Annotated in this window: 21 protein-coding genes; 3 read left to right on the top strand and 18 right to left on the bottom strand. The window is 59.8% G+C overall.

The features are described 5' to 3' along the window. Positions 1 to 393: 393 nt before the first annotated feature. On the bottom strand, positions 394 to 1,704 hold the full coding sequence (locus N7650_RS14685) for an ISL3 family transposase (protein ID WP_279898814.1): 1,311 nt from the start codon (positions 1,702 to 1,704) through the stop codon (positions 394 to 396). Then, a complete protein-coding gene (locus tag N7650_RS14690; protein ID WP_279898815.1) occupies positions 1,701 to 2,633 on the bottom strand; it encodes a BRO family protein in 933 nt (310 codons plus the stop codon). Before N7650_RS14690 ends, N7650_RS14685 begins: the two co-directional genes overlap by 4 nt. A gap of 507 nt (positions 2,634 to 3,140) precedes the next feature. On the opposite strand from N7650_RS14690, the gene N7650_RS14695 reads away from it, so the two are divergent. From N7650_RS14695 to N7650_RS14705, 3 genes are read left to right on the top strand one after another with little or no spacing between them, the layout of a single operon-like run. Then, entirely contained in the window at positions 3,141 to 3,944 is an 804-nt protein-coding gene (locus N7650_RS14695; RefSeq protein ID WP_279898816.1) for a TIGR04255 family protein, read from the top strand. Between the two features lie 3 nt (positions 3,945 to 3,947). Continuing rightward, a complete protein-coding gene (locus tag N7650_RS14700; protein WP_279898817.1) occupies positions 3,948 to 4,580 on the top strand; it encodes a hypothetical protein in 633 nt (210 codons plus the stop codon). 3 nt (positions 4,581 to 4,583) lie between these two features. Next, positions 4,584 to 5,153 (top strand): hypothetical protein, encoded by a 570-nt coding sequence (locus N7650_RS14705; RefSeq protein ID WP_279898819.1) that lies wholly within the window; start codon positions 4,584 to 4,586, stop codon positions 5,151 to 5,153. Between the two features lie 48 nt (positions 5,154 to 5,201). Here the strand turns inward: N7650_RS14705 and N7650_RS14710 are convergent, their stop codons facing one another. The 16 genes from N7650_RS14710 to N7650_RS14785 all read right to left on the bottom strand — a co-directional run bounded on the left by N7650_RS14710 (position 5,202) and on the right by N7650_RS14785 (position 15,292). Further along, positions 5,202 to 5,411, bottom strand: a complete 210-nt coding sequence (locus N7650_RS14710) for a hypothetical protein (protein ID WP_279898820.1) — start codon at positions 5,409 to 5,411, stop codon at positions 5,202 to 5,204. A gap of 4 nt (positions 5,412 to 5,415) precedes the next feature. Then, positions 5,416 to 5,928: a DUF2514 domain-containing protein gene (locus N7650_RS14715; protein ID WP_279898822.1), complete on the bottom strand. Its 513-nt coding sequence runs from the start codon at positions 5,926 to 5,928 to the stop codon at positions 5,416 to 5,418. After that, positions 5,925 to 6,359 (bottom strand): structural protein P5, encoded by a 435-nt coding sequence (locus N7650_RS14720; RefSeq protein ID WP_279898824.1) that lies wholly within the window; start codon positions 6,357 to 6,359, stop codon positions 5,925 to 5,927. Before N7650_RS14720 ends, N7650_RS14715 begins: the two co-directional genes overlap by 4 nt. A 59-nt stretch (positions 6,360 to 6,418) precedes the next feature. Then, the gene (locus N7650_RS14725) at positions 6,419 to 7,465 is read right to left on the bottom strand and encodes a contractile injection system protein, VgrG/Pvc8 family (RefSeq protein WP_279898825.1); all 1,047 of its coding nucleotides are present in this window, start codon (positions 7,463 to 7,465) and stop codon (positions 6,419 to 6,421) included. A gap of 4 nt (positions 7,466 to 7,469) precedes the next feature. After that, a complete protein-coding gene (locus tag N7650_RS14730) occupies positions 7,470 to 7,670 on the bottom strand; it encodes a tail protein X (protein ID WP_279898826.1) in 201 nt (66 codons plus the stop codon). Between the two features lie 3 nt (positions 7,671 to 7,673). Beyond that, positions 7,674 to 8,105, bottom strand: a complete 432-nt coding sequence (locus N7650_RS14735) for a phage tail protein (RefSeq protein ID WP_279898828.1) — start codon at positions 8,103 to 8,105, stop codon at positions 7,674 to 7,676. Between the two features lie 38 nt (positions 8,106 to 8,143). Further along, a complete protein-coding gene (locus N7650_RS14740) occupies positions 8,144 to 10,912 on the bottom strand; it encodes a phage tail tape measure protein (protein WP_279898829.1) in 2,769 nt (922 codons plus the stop codon). A gap of 60 nt (positions 10,913 to 10,972) precedes the next feature. Next, a complete protein-coding gene (locus tag N7650_RS14745) occupies positions 10,973 to 11,113 on the bottom strand; it encodes a GpE family phage tail protein (RefSeq protein WP_279898889.1) in 141 nt (46 codons plus the stop codon). Between the two features lie 20 nt (positions 11,114 to 11,133). Continuing rightward, on the bottom strand, positions 11,134 to 11,385 hold the full coding sequence (locus tag N7650_RS14750; protein ID WP_279898830.1) for a phage tail assembly protein: 252 nt from the start codon (positions 11,383 to 11,385) through the stop codon (positions 11,134 to 11,136). Between the two features lie 40 nt (positions 11,386 to 11,425). Continuing rightward, the gene (locus N7650_RS14755; RefSeq protein WP_279898831.1) at positions 11,426 to 11,941 is read right to left on the bottom strand and encodes a phage major tail tube protein; all 516 of its coding nucleotides are present in this window, start codon (positions 11,939 to 11,941) and stop codon (positions 11,426 to 11,428) included. 12 nt (positions 11,942 to 11,953) lie between these two features. Further along, positions 11,954 to 13,096 carry a phage tail sheath C-terminal domain-containing protein gene (locus N7650_RS14760; RefSeq protein WP_279898832.1) on the bottom strand — a complete coding sequence of 381 codons (1,143 nt, stop codon included), beginning with the start codon at positions 13,094 to 13,096 and terminating at the stop codon, positions 11,954 to 11,956. 77 nt (positions 13,097 to 13,173) lie between these two features. After that, on the bottom strand, positions 13,174 to 13,476 hold the full coding sequence (locus N7650_RS14765) for a hypothetical protein (protein ID WP_279898833.1): 303 nt from the start codon (positions 13,474 to 13,476) through the stop codon (positions 13,174 to 13,176). Between the two features lie 2 nt (positions 13,477 to 13,478). Then, the gene (locus tag N7650_RS14770; protein WP_279898834.1) at positions 13,479 to 14,258 is read right to left on the bottom strand and encodes a phage tail protein; all 780 of its coding nucleotides are present in this window, start codon (positions 14,256 to 14,258) and stop codon (positions 13,479 to 13,481) included. Positions 14,259 to 14,260: 2 nt separating this feature from the next. Further along, on the bottom strand, positions 14,261 to 14,617 hold the full coding sequence (locus N7650_RS14775; RefSeq protein ID WP_279898835.1) for a hypothetical protein: 357 nt from the start codon (positions 14,615 to 14,617) through the stop codon (positions 14,261 to 14,263). Between the two features lie 2 nt (positions 14,618 to 14,619). Continuing rightward, positions 14,620 to 14,931: a hypothetical protein gene (locus tag N7650_RS14780; RefSeq protein WP_279898836.1), complete on the bottom strand. Its 312-nt coding sequence runs from the start codon at positions 14,929 to 14,931 to the stop codon at positions 14,620 to 14,622. Then, a complete protein-coding gene (locus N7650_RS14785; protein WP_279898837.1) occupies positions 14,924 to 15,292 on the bottom strand; it encodes a hypothetical protein in 369 nt (122 codons plus the stop codon). The genes N7650_RS14780 and N7650_RS14785 overlap by 8 nt, the downstream gene beginning before the upstream one ends. Positions 15,293 to 15,296: the final 4 nt, after the last annotated feature.

The raw sequence follows: 15,296 nt of genomic DNA on the forward strand, positions 1-15,296 counted from the left end.
GTGCTTTTTTTGTGTCTGGATAGGCTGTTTGGGGTGAGAAATGCCAGCTTTATGACAGCCTAGCCAGCGAAGCAAGCCAGCGGCTCGTGCCCGACGCCTCGCCCCGCAAAAACCGGCACCAGATTCACGTCTATTGAGCGTTGCAGACTTCGAGTGATAGCATTTAGCCACCACAATCTGAGGATTTTAGGGGCTGGGTCCTGCAGAAAAATGATTGAACTGTGCCGTTGGTAGCGATGTCGTCAATTTATCGTCAATACGGCGGTCGCCTGGGATTACGCATTACAACCCTGACTCTTCTAGGCTTAAGCGATTTGGGTATTCGGGAAATCCTGTTGTTAGCAGGCTTCCCGATCCCGAAATCTCAAATTGAAGGTCGTGTTGATGGACACCCTATTGGGCGCCCTGGGTGGCCTTGAGAATGGCCTCGATTGGCACGCCGTAATCGGTAGGCATCTCGCTGGGGTCCATCGTGAAGATGTCCCGCATGGCGAACGGAGATTGGCGCTTCGGCTTGGGCTTGATCACCTTGTGCTCCAGACTGAACAGCGTCTTGGCCCGGAACATCTCGAAGGACATGCCCCTAGCGTTACGGTTCAGGTCGCGCATCTGCCGGTTGATCGACTCGGTGAAGGCATTGGTGTTGCGCTGGGCCGGGCCGAAGTAGGCGAATATCTCCTTCTCCCAGTTCGTCATCGAAGTGATCAACGGCTTCCAGTGGGACTTGTGCCCCTCGGGGATCATGCTCAGCCACTGCTGGTAGCGTGACCGGGCCTCAGCCTCTGTGCTGGACTCCCAGATGTCGAAGAACGCCTCCTTGAGCTTGTAGGCCGTGCCAAGCTCGGGGAACTGATCCAGCCAGGTGTGAATCACCAGTTCCTGCATGGGGTTCAGGTCGCGCCTCCGCATCAACATCAGCTTGCGGTCGCCCTTGAGCTGCCGCCGTTGGTGCTGGGTCAGCTCCTTCTTGATGCCCTTGCGCAGCACCTCCAGCGATTCGTTGGCCATGCGCTGGATGTGGAACCTGTCCACCACGATAGCGGCCTTGGGGAACAGCTTGGAGGCCACGTCGCGGTACGGCTTCCACATGTCCTGGCAGACGATCTGGACGTTATCCCGGCCCCGCATGTTGGCCAGGTAGTTGTACAGCACATCGAACTGGCGGGACTCCAGGATGTCGATGATCGTCCCCTGCTCGATGTTGGTCAGCACGCAGCGGAACTGCCGGTTCAGGTACAGCTCGTCGATGCCCAGCACACGCGGCAGGGTGGGTCGGTAGCCGTGGGCCTGCACCTCGCAGTAGGCCTTGATGACGGCGCGAACTACCGACTCGTCCACGCCGACCTCGTGCGCCACGCTGGCGTTGGTGCTGGCCAGGGAGCGCTTCACGATGAAGTCGTAACACCGCCGCGTCATGCGGTGGTCTTCGGCCATCTCGTGGAACTTCGGCGTGAACGTCGAATCGCAGCTCTTGCACTGGAAACGCCGTTGCACGGCCCACAGGGACACGCGCTTGCCGTGCATGGGCACGTCCCGGTACTTCACCTGCTTCTTACCGAAGCGGACGAGCTGCCCCACCGTGCCACAGGTGTGGCAGGCGGGCGGATCGGGGTACTCCACCTGGAAGTGGTAGTCGTGTTCATCCTCTTCGAAGCTCAGCACCTGGGCGCGTAGAGGGTGGAGAAGGCTGGTTGGGGCGTTCATGCTTTGCGTCCCTTCACGTCGGGGTACTTCTGGAGGCGTCGACGGTCATGCTCGAAGTTGTCGAAGGCGTTCTTGATGCTCCCGGCCATCATGCGGACGGTCATGTCCATCTGGGCCATCAGGTTCTGATAGGAGCGGAACTCGTAGTAGGCACCGTCGATGCAGTACCCAGCGTTGTGCAGCTTGTCCAGCAGCTCCAGGCAGGGCGAATACTTGCTCAGCAGCAGGTCGCCATAGCCGACCAGCAGGTCAGGGCTGTTGGGGTCGTCCCGGCGGAACTGTTGGGGGTTCTTGGCCTGCCAGTCCTCGATGGGGTAGTTGATGTCCAGGCGTCCCACCACCTTGGCTTCCTCCGGCTCCAGCAGCTCGCCCTCCAGCACCACACGGGCGATCAGGCTGACGGCATCGGTGAACTGCTCTGGGCTGATCTCCTTGTAGGTGCAGCCGAACTTGGACTTCAGCGATGACCAGCAAGTGATAGCGGCCTTGGCGCGCTGGCCCTCGGGCAGCTCATCCACGCGGGCCTTCACCAGGGCCTTGATGGCGTCCTGCTGATCAGTGGACAGACCATGAGGCAGGAGCTTGGGTTTGCGCTTCGCTTTGGCCGGGGCTTCTGCTTCGCCTTCCAGAACATCGAGCGCCCAGTGACGGAACTCCTTGGCGACCTTGGTGCGGGCGAACATGGCCAGCAGGTGCGCGCCGCGCAGAGAGAAGATGCGGACTTCCTTTTGCAGATTTCCCGAGACCGTCAAATTGACGGTCTGGGACATGCACGGGGTGAACTCATCTGCGTTGCGGCTGAAGATGCGGCTGATGGCATCTTCCCGCGCATAGCCGAGGGCCTTGGCGATCTGCGCGGCTTGAAGCCACGGCTGACCGTCACGATCAACGATGTCGAACTGGGTGTTGTGGAAGGCGAGTGCTTTCATGGCTAAGTCTCCTACAGGGCTTGTTGCCCGCCTCCCGAGGCCAATCGGGTGAGCGGAACCGTGCGGGTTGGCCTACCGGCTGTAGGAACCGGCCACCCTTGCGGGTGCCCACACGGCCCCGCCCATAACGCGGGTGCAGCCATGCTTCGGACACAAAAAAACCGCTCGTGAGCGGCGGTTGTGTATCCGCCTACAGTGCCGGGAGGCCAATCCCAGGTCGCTGGACTTACAGCGACGAGTGGAAGGTAGCCCGGTGAAGGCGGCGTGTCAACAAGATTTCCCGTTTGGAAAATTGAAATGTAGAACCCTGCTGGTAGGGCTCAATCAACAACCTTTCCCGAATACCCAGCGATTTCTCTATGAACGCCCATCATTTCTATACCTACTCCTCAATCTTACCGTTCCGTTCTGGAATGTGGATGGACACCGTAAACTCATGCTACCCTCGAGGGGAAAATGGTTTACCTGCGGTCGCCGATCGCGAAGCCCATTGACAAAGGATCTATCGTGCTCAAGCCCAAATATGAAGCCCACTCTATCGCCTCCATCTCGCTCACCTGCGAATACGATGGTGAAGTGGACGCTCATGGCCTGACTGCTCTTAAGGATGAAATGAGCAGGCTGAAGGTTAAATATAAAACCCGAAGAGTAGCCCGAAAAAGTAATACTGGGGACTCGACCTCAAGTGCAGAGGTCCGTGGTTATATGTTCCTCAATAAAGATGGCGATGAGGAAATAAATCGATTTGAGATTATTTCGGACAGCTCTACCGTCACATCTCGGTCTTACACAAGTTTTTTGAGCTTTTTTGCCGAGGCGGCATTCGGCTTGGAAATAGCACACAACTCGTTTTTGAAGAGCGAAAGAAAACTTGAAAAAATAGTCCTAGGTTACAAGGACCTTTTCACTTCAGATGAAATTAATGACATAGTACTTGGGGTTAACCCCGACTCTCAGCATCTGCCCCCAGCCTGCATCAAGAAAGCCAACTTCTGGCACTCCAACGTGGGTTTTTTTGATGAGGACCTAGCTGAGGAAGATCAGATACTACACAACGTTAGGGTGAACCACTCTTTAGTGAGAGTTAATGGTGAAGATTTAGAGAGTATCGATGATGAAGCTCAGCACGCACTCATTCTAGAGACTTATCATATACTCAGCACTCACCAAGACTCACACCAACCTTTTAAAGAACAACTTGAAAATGCAGCGTATAGATTGCGAGCTCGACACAAAGAAATATTGAATGATATTTTGGCGCCGGAGCTAGCAAATCGCATAGGCTTGAATAAGTTTGTAGCAGAGGGATAAGCTATGATCTATACAAACAAGTCGAGTGTTACACTTCCCAATTACAGCCATCAGTTCTTGACATCACGAAGGCAGGAACCGAGCGTCTTTAGCCTTGCGAAAGATGCTGTGAATATATGCTCTGCCCTATTCGAACGAACACAGGCATTCCCGGACAGGTCTAAATGGTCCATTGACTGGGAATTTGAAATATCACCTTCTGATTACCTCAACTCCCTTTTTTTGGGAGATGAAATAGTAACGATTGAAGAGGAGGAGCTGATCTTCAGACCGTACTGCCTTAGGGCAGTAGAGGCTTTGGAGCATTACGAGGCTCTTGAAGAGGGATGGGACGGGGAGGACATGCCTGCACCAGTGGAGGCATCCATTATTGGCGCATACGATTTTCTTTGCTTTATCAGCGCAACTATAGAGGAGCTTCCCGAGGTCTCGCCAATGCTTGATCATGAAGGTATAGTGAGCCTTGCCTTCGAGAAAGACCATATGTACTGCTCTTTGGCTTTCTATGAAGATCGTGAAATCGTCACATATAATCTCAATCGCAGAACAAACGAGAGCTTTACTTCTACATTCTTATCAAGCGACCTCGCAAAGCTTAATGGACTATGTGAGTTCTTAGAGAGCCTCAAAGGATAAGACATGCCGGCCAGGCTCAAGGAAATATTCGATACCGGAATCACTCCTATCGAAGAGCGACAGAAAAAGATAGCGGAATGTAATTACATTCCGCCAAACCTCAGGATTGCTGAGGACTATAAAATCTTCCAAACTAGCACTCCGATCAACAATACAGAAGAGCTAGCTAGGATTCTAGAGTTCCCCAACGGGATCGAGGACTTGGAGAATGGAGTTTACTCAGCTCAGGCTTTCATGGAAGCAACGCGTAGAGGAATCTCCACACAACGCCTTAGTATGACTACTCCATTAACCATTCACGCCCAAGGTAAATTGAAATCAGCAGAATTCAACAAACTCAACCCGCACAGGCCACGTGAATACGTGGGTTACACTTTAGGGCTTGTGGATTTGTTTCGGACAGCTCTGGCCCCTGATGGGCGAAGGATTTTTGGTGTATTCTCTACCCCTGAACCAGAGCTCGCTCACGCGGACATATTTGTTATTTTAAAGCCTGATAAAGCCCTGAAGCTCGCTATACAACGCGTTTTTCATGATGTGTTTAGAGTCGATAAAATCTACCCACCGACATAGCCTCTCGAAACGCTCAGCAGTTCAGTTTCAGACCACAGCACCAATTCGTTAGTGTTTATTAAGCGATTGGTGCCCTGTCGCGTCCAACTGGTAGTCAACCACCGCTTGATAAGCCGATTCAGCAAGCAGACGAAGGCGTTCAATCTGTGCGGCCGGCTCGCCTGCCGCCTGAGCTTCGTGATACCGGCGAAGCGCGGCAGTCGCGTCCTGGATCAGGGTTTCGCACGTCTCGGCTGCCCCTTCGATTTGTCGCATCATTATCTTACCGTGGAAGCTTGATTCGCCCAGTATAGGACGCCTCGCAGGCCAAGCCAGCTATTCGGGCTCGGTCATATGCTGCCGCCAGCTCTGTATTCGTTGCGACAGACCGCTTGAGCAGGTCGGAGAGCACCATTGCGGCGCGGGTGGCTGCCTGGCCTCGGGCGACAGCAGCGGGATCCGTACCGGGGCAACCAACGGAACCAGCGAGCTTGCTGGCTTCGTTGCGCAGCCGCTGGCCAGCAGCGCCAGCGCCAGCAGCATCGATATCCGCAGCGCTTTGTTCTTTCTGTGCATGGGCTCTCGCCTCCTGTTGCGCCGCCTGGCGGCGTTGTTCTTCTTCCCGGGCATCAGCCTCGGCTTGCGCCCGTGCGGCGCTGTCTGCCGCATCGCGCGCGGCCCAGGCCTTTTCCCAGTCAGCACGCTCGATCGAGCGGCCATGCTGATAGGCGCCCCAGTACGACGCGAGAACCAGCAGCAGGGTTGCCGCGGCACCGGCGGTGCGGGCGGAGATCATGCCAGCGCCCTCCGCACCCCTTCGTCGATCACCTCGGAGCTGTAGGGATTTCCCCCGTTCTCGTGAACGATGATGCCGATCACGGCCTCACGCAGCACCTGCGGCTTGGAAATGTCGATCGAGTCCCGCACCCCGACGCCCAGGCGCTTAGCGATTGCCTGGGCATAGGGCAAGGTGTTGTTCTCGCTGGCTGGCGCCCAACGGCTGATGAACTCCAGCGGGGTGTCGATACCAGGCCTGCCGACGCCGGGCATACCGTCCTTGCCCCGGTAGTTGAGCAGCAGCTTGCCCAGGGCGCGGATGCCGTTCTCCGGGCTATCGAAGACAGCGAAGCGGCCACCCGGCTCGACGCCGAGCTGGCCCTGCCAGTTGTTGCGCGGGTTGAAATCAATGTTGCCAGGGTTGTTGTTGCGAATGCCGCGTGCGGTCATGGGTTTTCTCCGGGCGAAAAAAAGCCGGCACTGGGCCGGCGGACGGGTGTTGTTGCGAACTATGCGGGGGTAACGCACTCGGCTGACGTGGACGACACTTCACCCGAGCCAATGACGTGGGTGACCGACTCGACTTGCCACAGTCGGTTTGCACTGGTCCGGTGGTTGCTGACCTGGATATGCCCCTCGGCCACGATCTGCGGCGTCAGGGGACGGGTAATCGACATGGTCGACTTGCCCCGCTGCAGCTTCTTCAACTGCGCCGCGGCGGCCTGCTCGGCCGCCTTACGGTCGGAGTGCGTCTTGCGCATCGTGTAGCGTGGGCCTTCAGTACCGGCAGCATCGCTTTCGGCCTGGGCCGGCGTGTCCGGCTTGTCGCCCATGACCGCCACCTTGCCCTCGACCAGCTGAGCCACCACCGGGATCTTGCGCTGCTCCTTCTCGTCGAAGTAGTAGGCCACGGTCGAGCTGTAGTCGTTGCGCTCCTGGATCGTGACGCGACCGCTGCTGTGCTTCGGGTCGCTGATGGACACCGTCGCCAGCGCTTTGCCGCTCGCGCTCTTGGCCTCGCCTTTGGGCACCACGACCAGCTTGCCGTCGATGGGTTTGGCGACAGCGCCGAGATCGCGGGCCAGGCGGGTCAGCAGGTTCATGTCGGATTCGCCGCGCTGGTCGATGTGCTTGAACACATGCCCCTGCAGCGCCGCCGACACCGCCGGGGTGTAGCCGTGGTCACTGGCGATCTTGGCGACCAGCGCCCCCAGCGTGATGTTGTCGTAGGTGGCGTCTTTCGGCGACTTGATCTGCCCCATCATCTTCGCGGCCTTGCCGTGGATGACCAGGACCTGGTCGTCCAGCGGCTCCTCCAGTTCGTCGACCTGATACGCGCCCTTGAACACCAGGGCACCGACCAGGCCGATCCACACGCGCAGCTCGGCGCCGGTGGCGGGCAAACGCACCTTGTCGTCACGGTTGTCCAGCTCGATGCTGACGGTGTCGCTGTCCTCGCCGGCCGCATCCTGAATTGTGAGCTTGATGAGCCGCTGCTTGATGGCGGCGGTGATGTCCGCGCCGTTGGCCTCGACTCTGTAATCAGCCTGTTTCATTGCCTCAATCCCATAGTGATACTTGCCCGCTCGGTGGCGGCGGAAGGTCCGGCAGGGTGATGGTCAGCCCTTCGGGAAGAACAGGCCCCCGGCGCGCGAGCCCTGGGTTCGCATCCAGGACCGCCTCAGTCGCTCCCGGGTGGTCCGGGTAGCGCTTGCTGCACAGGGCATCGAGCATGTCCCCGGGTCGCGTCACGTACTGCATGCCCTACCCTCCCTCATCATCGCCGTACTCTGAAATCGACAGGCTGCCGCGCCGTGCCAGCGGCGTTCCGTCGGTCATGAAGTGCTCGTCGGCCACGCTCAGCGACTCGATCACCCACAGGCCGAGGTCGGCGCCGCTGCGCTTCAGCTCGCCGTCGACCAGGGCGGTACCGCCCGAAACCAGGCGCAACGGCTTGCCGGCATCTGCCATGAGCCGCAAGCGCTCCAGGCGCTGCACGTCGGCCCGGTTCTGCGGCAGCACGAGGATTTCGAGGCTCTTGGTGAACGAGCCTGGCCCATGGAACTGCTTGCCAGGCTTGTGCTTGTAGCGGTCCTTGGTCGCCCAGCGCCACGACATCGAGGTCGACAGCGTCTGGTACTGGGCCGTGGTCACGCTGAAGCGGAAGTCGCCCAGCGCCATCATTACTTCGGCCATGAAGCCCTCCAGAAAGCCGCCCGAAGGCGGCAGTACGATCAGTCGCCCAGGCGGCCACGCTGCTTGTTGGCCGCGGCGCGGTCGCGCGCATCCAGCTCGGCGCGGACCTTCTTCGCGACCTCTTCTTCGGACATGCCCGGGGCAGCCTGAACATTGATACCGCCGTACTGGTTGACCTGCTGCGGTGCTGCAGCCCGGCCAGCCGGCGACGACACGGTACCCACGGGAGCCGCTGCCGGCACGCCAGGAGCAGCAACGGGATCAGGTCCATCTGGCGAGGGTGGAAGCGCGCCATTGACCGCAGCGGTGGCGGCGTCGATCTTCTGCGTGACCGTCACGACGCCGTCGCCGAATAGGCCGCTGATCGTGTCCATGATGGCCCTGACGGGCGACAAGACGCTGTCGGTCAGCCAGCTGGTGGCCGAGGCGAACACTCCTTTGATGCGCTCCCACAGCCCGCCGAAGAACTCGGTCAGCGGCTCCCACGCCTGGATGATCAGCCCGAGCGGCGTCCACATCAGCAGCGCCTTGATGAACTCCCAGGCCGCCGAGAACACCGTCTTGACTCGCTCCCATAGGCCGGCGAAGAAGGCCACAAGCGGCTCCCACACCAGGTACGCCGACCAGACAAAAGCGAAGTTCATCAGCGCCTTGATGAACTCCCAAGCCGACGAGAACACAGCCTTGATGCCTGCCCAGATGCCGCTGAAGAACTCGGTCAGCGGCGCCCACATCTGCACCAGCATGCCCAGTGGCGTCCACATCAGCAGCGCCTTGATGACGCCCCACGCTGCGGAGAACACCGCCTTGATGCGCCCCCACAGGTCGCTGAAGAACGCGCCCAGTGGTGCCCAGTACCGGGCCACCACCGCAACCACGGCAACCAACGCCATGATGCCCAGTACGACCAGGCCGATAGGGTTGGCCAGCATGGCGACGTTGAGTGCCCACTGCGCCGCCGTCATGATCGCGGCACCGACAGCGAAGGCTCGTGCGGCCGTGCCCAACAGCAGAAGCGCAGCGCCGGCGGCCAGGGCTCGGATGCGCGTCACAAGCATCGCCGCCTGGGCCCGCAGGTTCGTCAGGGTGAAGAACGAAAGGGTCTTGCTGGCGAGCATCACCGCGTCCGAGAAGAACGCGAAGCTGAGCCGGGCGACAATCGACGCCACCTTCAAGCCGACCAGGCCCACCGCCGCGAAGGCCAGCACCTGCGACAGGAACGGAAACTGCTCTGCCAGGTAACCGACAAACTGGGCCAGCTGACCGATGAGGTTGGCCCCCAGCACCAGGGCCGGGGCCAACTGCTCGCCGATGCTGACCGAGGCGTTCTGCACGCGCTGGGTCATCAGCTTGAAGGCCTCGCTCGGGCCGCTGTTCATGATCTCGGCCATACGCTGGGTGGTGCTCATGCCGCCCTTGAGCGCTTCCTGCATCCCGCCGATGTTCTTCTTCAGCGAATCGACTTCGGGGTACAGCAGCTGGATCAGGGCGATGGCCTCATCGGTGCCGAACGCCTCTTTCATCTTCTGTGTTTCGACGGCGTCCAAGGTGTCGCCGAACTTGTCTTTCAGCTCTTCGAGGATTTCCGGCATCGACTTCAGATTGTCGTTCGCATCGGTGAAGTCGAGCCCGAGCTTCTTGGCCGCGCCGCCAGCCGCGCCGATGAAGGCCCGGTATTTCGTGGCCGCCTCCGACCCGGACATGGTGAGCTGCAGCTGACCGAGGATCGCCAGTTGCTCGGCGAAGGAAACGTTGGCCGAAGTCGCCGTCGCGCCGAGGTTCGTCAGCGCCGCGGACATCTGCTGACCGTCCGATTTGAAGACGTTCACGCACTCGACCAGGCCGGCGGCGAAGTACTCGCCGAATTTGATGTCGCGCTCTTCCTGCCCCATCTTGTCCCAGCCAGACACGACCGACTTGCCGAACTCGTCGAACTGCCGGCGGTACACGCCGTAGCCGGTGGCCATCAACGAGGTCATTTCGTTCGTGGTGGACTTCGTCGACTTGGCGACCAAGGCGGCGATCTTGGTGAAGTCGCCGATGGCTTCCGCTCCCAGCGTGTCGATGGCCGACTTGATCTCGACAGCGCCGGAAATGAATTCCGCCTGGGTCGTGCCCGACCACATGTCGGAGAACGTCTTGGCCTTGGCGGTGATGGAGTCGATACCCGCCTGGTCAAGGCCCAGGGCAAGGCCGTCATTGCGCGCGGTCACCACCTCGCCGTAGGCATCGACCAGCTTCTTGGCACCCAGGATCGCCGCACCAACACCCAGCGCGTCACCCATGGCATCCATCTTCATGTCGCTGTTGCGCTGCTTGATGTCGGCCAGATGCTTCTGTTTCTCGGCCACCCGGTCGAGCGCCTTTTGCTCCTTGGCCAGCTGCTCGTTGTAGCGCTTGGTCTCGACGGCGATGCGCCGCGTGGCTTCATCCAGGCGCTGCGTCGACACCCCGGCCTCCTTGAGCCGTCCTGTGGTCTGCTGCAGCTCCAGGCGCTCAGCCTGCTGCTGCTCCTGCAGCCGGCGAACCTGAGAGGTCGCGCGGTCGAACGCTGCCGACAACTTCTGGGTCGGGTCGGCCGTCGCCTTCATTTCCAAAGCCAGGGCCCTGGCCTTCGCTTGCGCCTCCTGCAAGGCGCTGCTCGTGCGCCCGCTACGCTCCTGCAGGGCGCGCAGGTGCTCGATGTCCTTGGCGTTATTGCCCAGCTGGTTGAGTGCGGTCTGGGTCTTCTTGACCCGCTCGCCCATCCGGTCGGTTTCGCTGGTCACCTTCTGTATCGGGCCGGTGATCTTGTCGATCAGGCCCATGATCAGGTTCAACCGCATAGAGCTCGACATGTCGCCCTCCAAAAAAAGGCCGGACGCCCGTCAGGACTGTCCGGCTTTGCCTTGCTCGTAGCGCTCCAGCGCGATGGCGTGCCAGCGCATCAGCTCTTCAAGGCGCATGCCCTGGGTGGTCAGCGCGTCCCAGCCGGTGAAGACCAGGAAGATATCGGCCTCGGCCTCCATCACGTCGCGCGGTACCGCCGTTATTCCGTGAAAAAACCCACCACCTCGGTGTTCACCGACAGAAGGTCGCGCGGCGCCAGGGCGTCGAATTCGTTGGCGGTGATGTTGGAAATGCGCGGGACCAGGGTGCGATGGGCGTTCACGCCCATGCGGATCACGTCGAACATTTCCAGGCCGCGCAGCTCGCCCGCACTGGGCTCGCGCAGCGTCACCTCGGTGATCTCTTGGTCGCCGCGCTTCAGGGGACGGGTCAGGGTTACGGTCTTGCTCATGGGGTCAGGTCCTTGAATTCAGGTGCGTGAAACGCCGGCCCTACTGGGCCAGCGCGGTGCGGATTTCTTTGTTCCGGTCTTTGCCGTTGACGCGGAATTCGTTGTTGAGCTTGTCGATGTAGATCAGCTCTTTGCCGTCCATTTCGAAATGGAACAGCTCGACGGCGACCGCGAACTTCATCGTCGACTCTTTCTCAGGCGCCCATTCGTTGAACTCGGTGGACTTCCAGTAGCCCTGCAGACGAACCACCACGGTCTTGATTTGGCCGTCGCGGTCGACCGCGCCGCGCAGCTCCAGCACCTCGTCGCGGCTCTCGCGGGAGCCGACCAGGTCGACCACCTTGTCGCTGTAGTCGGAGATGGTGATTTCCGATTCCAGCTTCTCAAGGCGCCCCAGGTCGCGCTCCATGTCGCCGGCAACGCCGGCCATGACCATGTCCATGGTCTTGATCACCACCTTGGGCAAGGTGACGGTGTTGGCACGCCCGGCGAAGGACTCGTCCTTCAGGAACGTGTTGATGTCGACAAGAATCGACGGCAGCTTTGCACCGGCCATGACCTGGCCTCCTTACTCGAAAATGGATTCGTTGTATTTGGTCGAGATGTGCTGACGGAAAGTCAGGCGCTCGGCCACGTCGTACAGGCCCAGGTCGTAGTCCCAATAGACCTGGCCGGTGCCAATGGCGGCGGTGTTCAGCTCCTTGTCCACCCAGCACTCGCCGCCGCTGATCACCTCGCGGCTCTTGAGGCGGCGCAGCAGCTTGTTCACGCGGTTCTTCACACCGCTGACATAGCCACCGGTGGCGTTGCGGTCGCACAGTTCCTGGTGCGCGTACAGGATCGAGTCGCCGACGATGTAGCGAATGCGCTGGTGCGGGATCATCGCGCCGTTGGCCAGGCGGTTGCCGTAGAGGAACCAGCCGCCCTGCTGGTTGACGATCACCACCACGTTCTTGCTGTTGTAGAGGTTGGCCTTGCTGGTGGTGCTGCCGATCGCGTGATCGATCACCTCCGAGGTGCCGACGATGTTGAGAATCTTCCGGCTCGACGGGCTGTTCCAGTAGCCCTCATCGTTGTCGACGCGGACCATGTGGCCGGCAACCGTCGCCGACGCCTTGCGGGTCACGATCAGGCCGGTTTTCTCGTCCAGGAGCTTGATGCCGGCGTTGACGAAGATCGCTTCCTTGAACTGGGCGCACTCGTCGATCACGTTGCTGTAGCCGGACTCGGTGCCGTCGATGATTGGCAGCGCGTTCAGCTTCTTCGCGACTGTCTCCATCGCGGCACCGACGCCGAGCAGGTGGCTGAACTCCGGCGCAATGATGAGCCGCGGGCGTACGCCCACCAGCGACTCGGCAGCCAGCAGCGCCTTCAACCCGGTGTATTTGCCGGTTTCGTTGTCGATACTGCCGACCACATGGGCCAGCTGCTCCTCGGGGTCTTCGTCGCTTTCCACCCGCACAACCACCACCACGGCGCCGGCCTGGGTGTAGATGTCCGACAGGGCGTTACGCAGCGTACCGGTGGTGCCGGCCTTGGCCAGCAGCTTGTCGCTGTTGCACAGCGTCGGGGTGTTCAACGGGAAGACCGTGGGGTCGGCATCGTCCGCCGTCGCGATCAGGCCTATGGTCGAGGCGGCCAGGATCTCGATGGGGCGCCCCTCATCGTCGAGAAAGTATTGCTCGACGCCGTGCAAGTAATCCGCTGCCATGGGCATGCTCTCCAAATAAGAAGCCCCCAGGGCGGGGGCTTGTTCAAGACGAAAAAAAACCGCTTTCGCGGTCGGGTTCAGGTGCGTTCTGGCAGTGGGTAGCGCGCTTTGATCTCGGCGACCTTGTCGCGCCACGCCTTTTCCTTCTCGGGCGTTTCGTCGTACTGCCACTCCAAGAACAGCGGGTCGGCCTCCGCTACATACGCAGCTCGCCGAGCTGCTACCTGGAAGGTCAGTTCGGCTTCCTTCTGGGCTATGGCAATTAGCTCTTTTGCGCGGTGCTCGGTGAAGCCGAGCGAAACAAGCACAGAAACATCACCAGGCACATTGATGAGTTCTTCCCCGTTCAGCAGGGTCAGTTTTGAAATTGAGGTCGCCATGGTTATGCTCCTTTCGCCGCGAATCGCTTATCGAGATCCTGCGTGTAAGCGATCCTGCTCTCTTCGTAGGTCGAACCCAGGACCGGATCGGTTGCCTGATAGGGCTTAACGTAGTAGGCGATTTCGGCATCAGTGCCAATAACTTCCTGGATAAGCACCTCTTTATCCAAACGGCTGTAATGAATTGGCCCAGCAAACGACCTCGTCACGTTATAACTGAGGCCGCCCCGCAAGTAGCACCCAGAAGCCACAGAACAGTCACTGATCGCCCCCTCAACTGCACCGAAGTAGAGAGGTTTGGTACCCGTCACTTTTCGGACAATGGACATCATGCCGAAGCGAATTTGCCGGACAGTTTCCCGATAGGTTTGCGAAACACGCTTGATAGCGAGGTAATTCGCATCTCCGTTCCATGGAAAACCGCAACCCTCAAGCTGAAGATTGAGGCCCGCGATATGCACCACACCAGGACCGTAAGGGCTCAAATCCGAATCCCGAGAAAAGAGCCGTGAAATGACAATCTCGGTTTCACCCTCTTCGTTGCCGGGCATCATCCACCACACCGGATAAAAGATATTCGTCGACAAGCCGGTCAGGTCGATGACCTGCGTGTACGATGCGCGACCATTGATATCCTTGGCCTGGACCATCTGCCGCCAAGCCGCGAAATCAACCGCCTCTTTATCAACGCGGGCATCGATCTTGGTAATTTTTTCATCGACCGCAGTGGTCAGCTTATTGGATGCGACCACCAGGTCCTGCACAGCACTTTCAAGAGACATATCTACTCCCCGTTGATATTGACTGCGGCAGCTTCAAACGCAGCGGCCAAGCGAGAAAAACCGTTCTCCAGCAGCAGCTCCAGCTCACGCAGTTCGTTAGCCCCGGCCTTCTCTGATAGAAGCCGGAGGACGTTCTTCCCGAAGTCCGGGACGTTGTTCATGGCGTTTGCAAACTCCGCCAGTTGGTCCAGCGCTTCCGGCGCGCCGGCGACCAGTTGTTGCTTGAGCTCCTGCAGGCCCTGCGCAAGTTGTGCCGGCGTTACCGCCTCGGATCTGTCCGGCTTGTTTCGCAACTTGCCATCAATCGAGCCAAGTAGCCGGTTGACCGTGGCGATAAGCCCGTCGAAAGAAATCGCCATTACTACCTCTGCTGCGCCGCGATAGCCCCGGCGTGATATTCGAATGTGCTTTCCAGGCGCTGAACCAGATCATCAAGCGCCACTGCGGTTGCCTGTACCAGCTCGACCGCCTGCAGGGCCGCGCGCTCGGCCTGCTCGACACTGCGCGCCGCGCCTTCGGAAAGATGCCCGACAGGACCTTGGCGGCCAGCGGCGACAACATAGAATCGGGACGCAGGCTGGACCGTGACCTGGGCGGTTCGACCGTCTTGGGTCAACGTCGCAACCCGGGTGACCGGTCGGGACAAGATGATTTCAGCCTGCGGGCTAATCACGGATCACCCCCTGGGTGATCACCGCCAATCCTGGCGGAAGCACCGGATACACCTCGCCGGAGGGGAAGTAGACACGCAGCTCATAGACTGCCGCGCCCAAGGACCTCGGCTTGATCGCGCGCGTCACGCCAGGACTGATCGAGACGTTGATAACGCCATCAGTGCCGGTTGGTATCTCCACCCCTCGCCCACCAGTACCGGCGTCGATCAGCAGCTGATCACTCTTTGCGTCCCGAACCTGGAAGCGCGCCGAACAACCGGTGATGTCGACGGCACTCAGTTGCGCGCCGTCTTTCTGCTGCCAGGCCACAGAGAACGCAAACGTGGTACCGGCGACAATTTCCAGATCGCTGCCAGCCATATGC

Origin of the sequence: Pseudomonas sp. GD04058, from assembly GCF_029836855.1 — a bacterium.
Lineage (GTDB): Bacteria > Pseudomonadota > Gammaproteobacteria > Pseudomonadales > Pseudomonadaceae > Aquipseudomonas > Aquipseudomonas bharatica.

Excerpts from the sequence above, each read along its gene's own strand:
- N7650_RS14685 (WP_279898814.1), bottom strand. The coding sequence starts at position 1,704 with ATGAACGCCCCAACCAGCCTTCTCCACCCTCTACGCGCCCAGGTGCTG.
- N7650_RS14690 (WP_279898815.1), bottom strand. The coding sequence starts at position 2,633 with ATGAAAGCACTCGCCTTCCACAACACCCAGTTCGACATCGTTGATCGT.
- N7650_RS14700 (WP_279898817.1), top strand. The coding sequence starts at position 3,948 with ATGATCTATACAAACAAGTCGAGTGTTACACTTCCCAATTACAGCCAT.
- N7650_RS14705 (WP_279898819.1), top strand. The coding sequence starts at position 4,584 with ATGCCGGCCAGGCTCAAGGAAATATTCGATACCGGAATCACTCCTATC.
- N7650_RS14710 (WP_279898820.1), bottom strand. The coding sequence starts at position 5,411 with ATGATGCGACAAATCGAAGGGGCAGCCGAGACGTGCGAAACCCTGATC.
- N7650_RS14715 (WP_279898822.1), bottom strand. The coding sequence starts at position 5,928 with ATGATCTCCGCCCGCACCGCCGGTGCCGCGGCAACCCTGCTGCTGGTT.
- N7650_RS14720 (WP_279898824.1), bottom strand. The coding sequence starts at position 6,359 with ATGACCGCACGCGGCATTCGCAACAACAACCCTGGCAACATTGATTTC.
- N7650_RS14725 (WP_279898825.1), bottom strand. The coding sequence starts at position 7,465 with ATGAAACAGGCTGATTACAGAGTCGAGGCCAACGGCGCGGACATCACC.
- N7650_RS14730 (WP_279898826.1), bottom strand. The coding sequence starts at position 7,670 with ATGCAGTACGTGACGCGACCCGGGGACATGCTCGATGCCCTGTGCAGC.
- N7650_RS14735 (WP_279898828.1), bottom strand. The coding sequence starts at position 8,105 with ATGGCCGAAGTAATGATGGCGCTGGGCGACTTCCGCTTCAGCGTGACC.
- N7650_RS14740 (WP_279898829.1), bottom strand. The coding sequence starts at position 10,912 with ATGGGCCTGATCGACAAGATCACCGGCCCGATACAGAAGGTGACCAGC.
- N7650_RS14745 (WP_279898889.1), bottom strand. The coding sequence starts at position 11,113 with ATGGAGGCCGAGGCCGATATCTTCCTGGTCTTCACCGGCTGGGACGCG.
- N7650_RS14750 (WP_279898830.1), bottom strand. The coding sequence starts at position 11,385 with ATGAGCAAGACCGTAACCCTGACCCGTCCCCTGAAGCGCGGCGACCAA.
- N7650_RS14755 (WP_279898831.1), bottom strand. The coding sequence starts at position 11,941 with ATGGCCGGTGCAAAGCTGCCGTCGATTCTTGTCGACATCAACACGTTC.
- N7650_RS14760 (WP_279898832.1), bottom strand. The coding sequence starts at position 13,096 with ATGGCAGCGGATTACTTGCACGGCGTCGAGCAATACTTTCTCGACGAT.
- N7650_RS14765 (WP_279898833.1), bottom strand. The coding sequence starts at position 13,476 with ATGGCGACCTCAATTTCAAAACTGACCCTGCTGAACGGGGAAGAACTC.
- N7650_RS14770 (WP_279898834.1), bottom strand. The coding sequence starts at position 14,258 with ATGTCTCTTGAAAGTGCTGTGCAGGACCTGGTGGTCGCATCCAATAAG.
- N7650_RS14775 (WP_279898835.1), bottom strand. The coding sequence starts at position 14,617 with ATGGCGATTTCTTTCGACGGGCTTATCGCCACGGTCAACCGGCTACTT.
- N7650_RS14785 (WP_279898837.1), bottom strand. The coding sequence starts at position 15,292 with ATGGCTGGCAGCGATCTGGAAATTGTCGCCGGTACCACGTTTGCGTTC.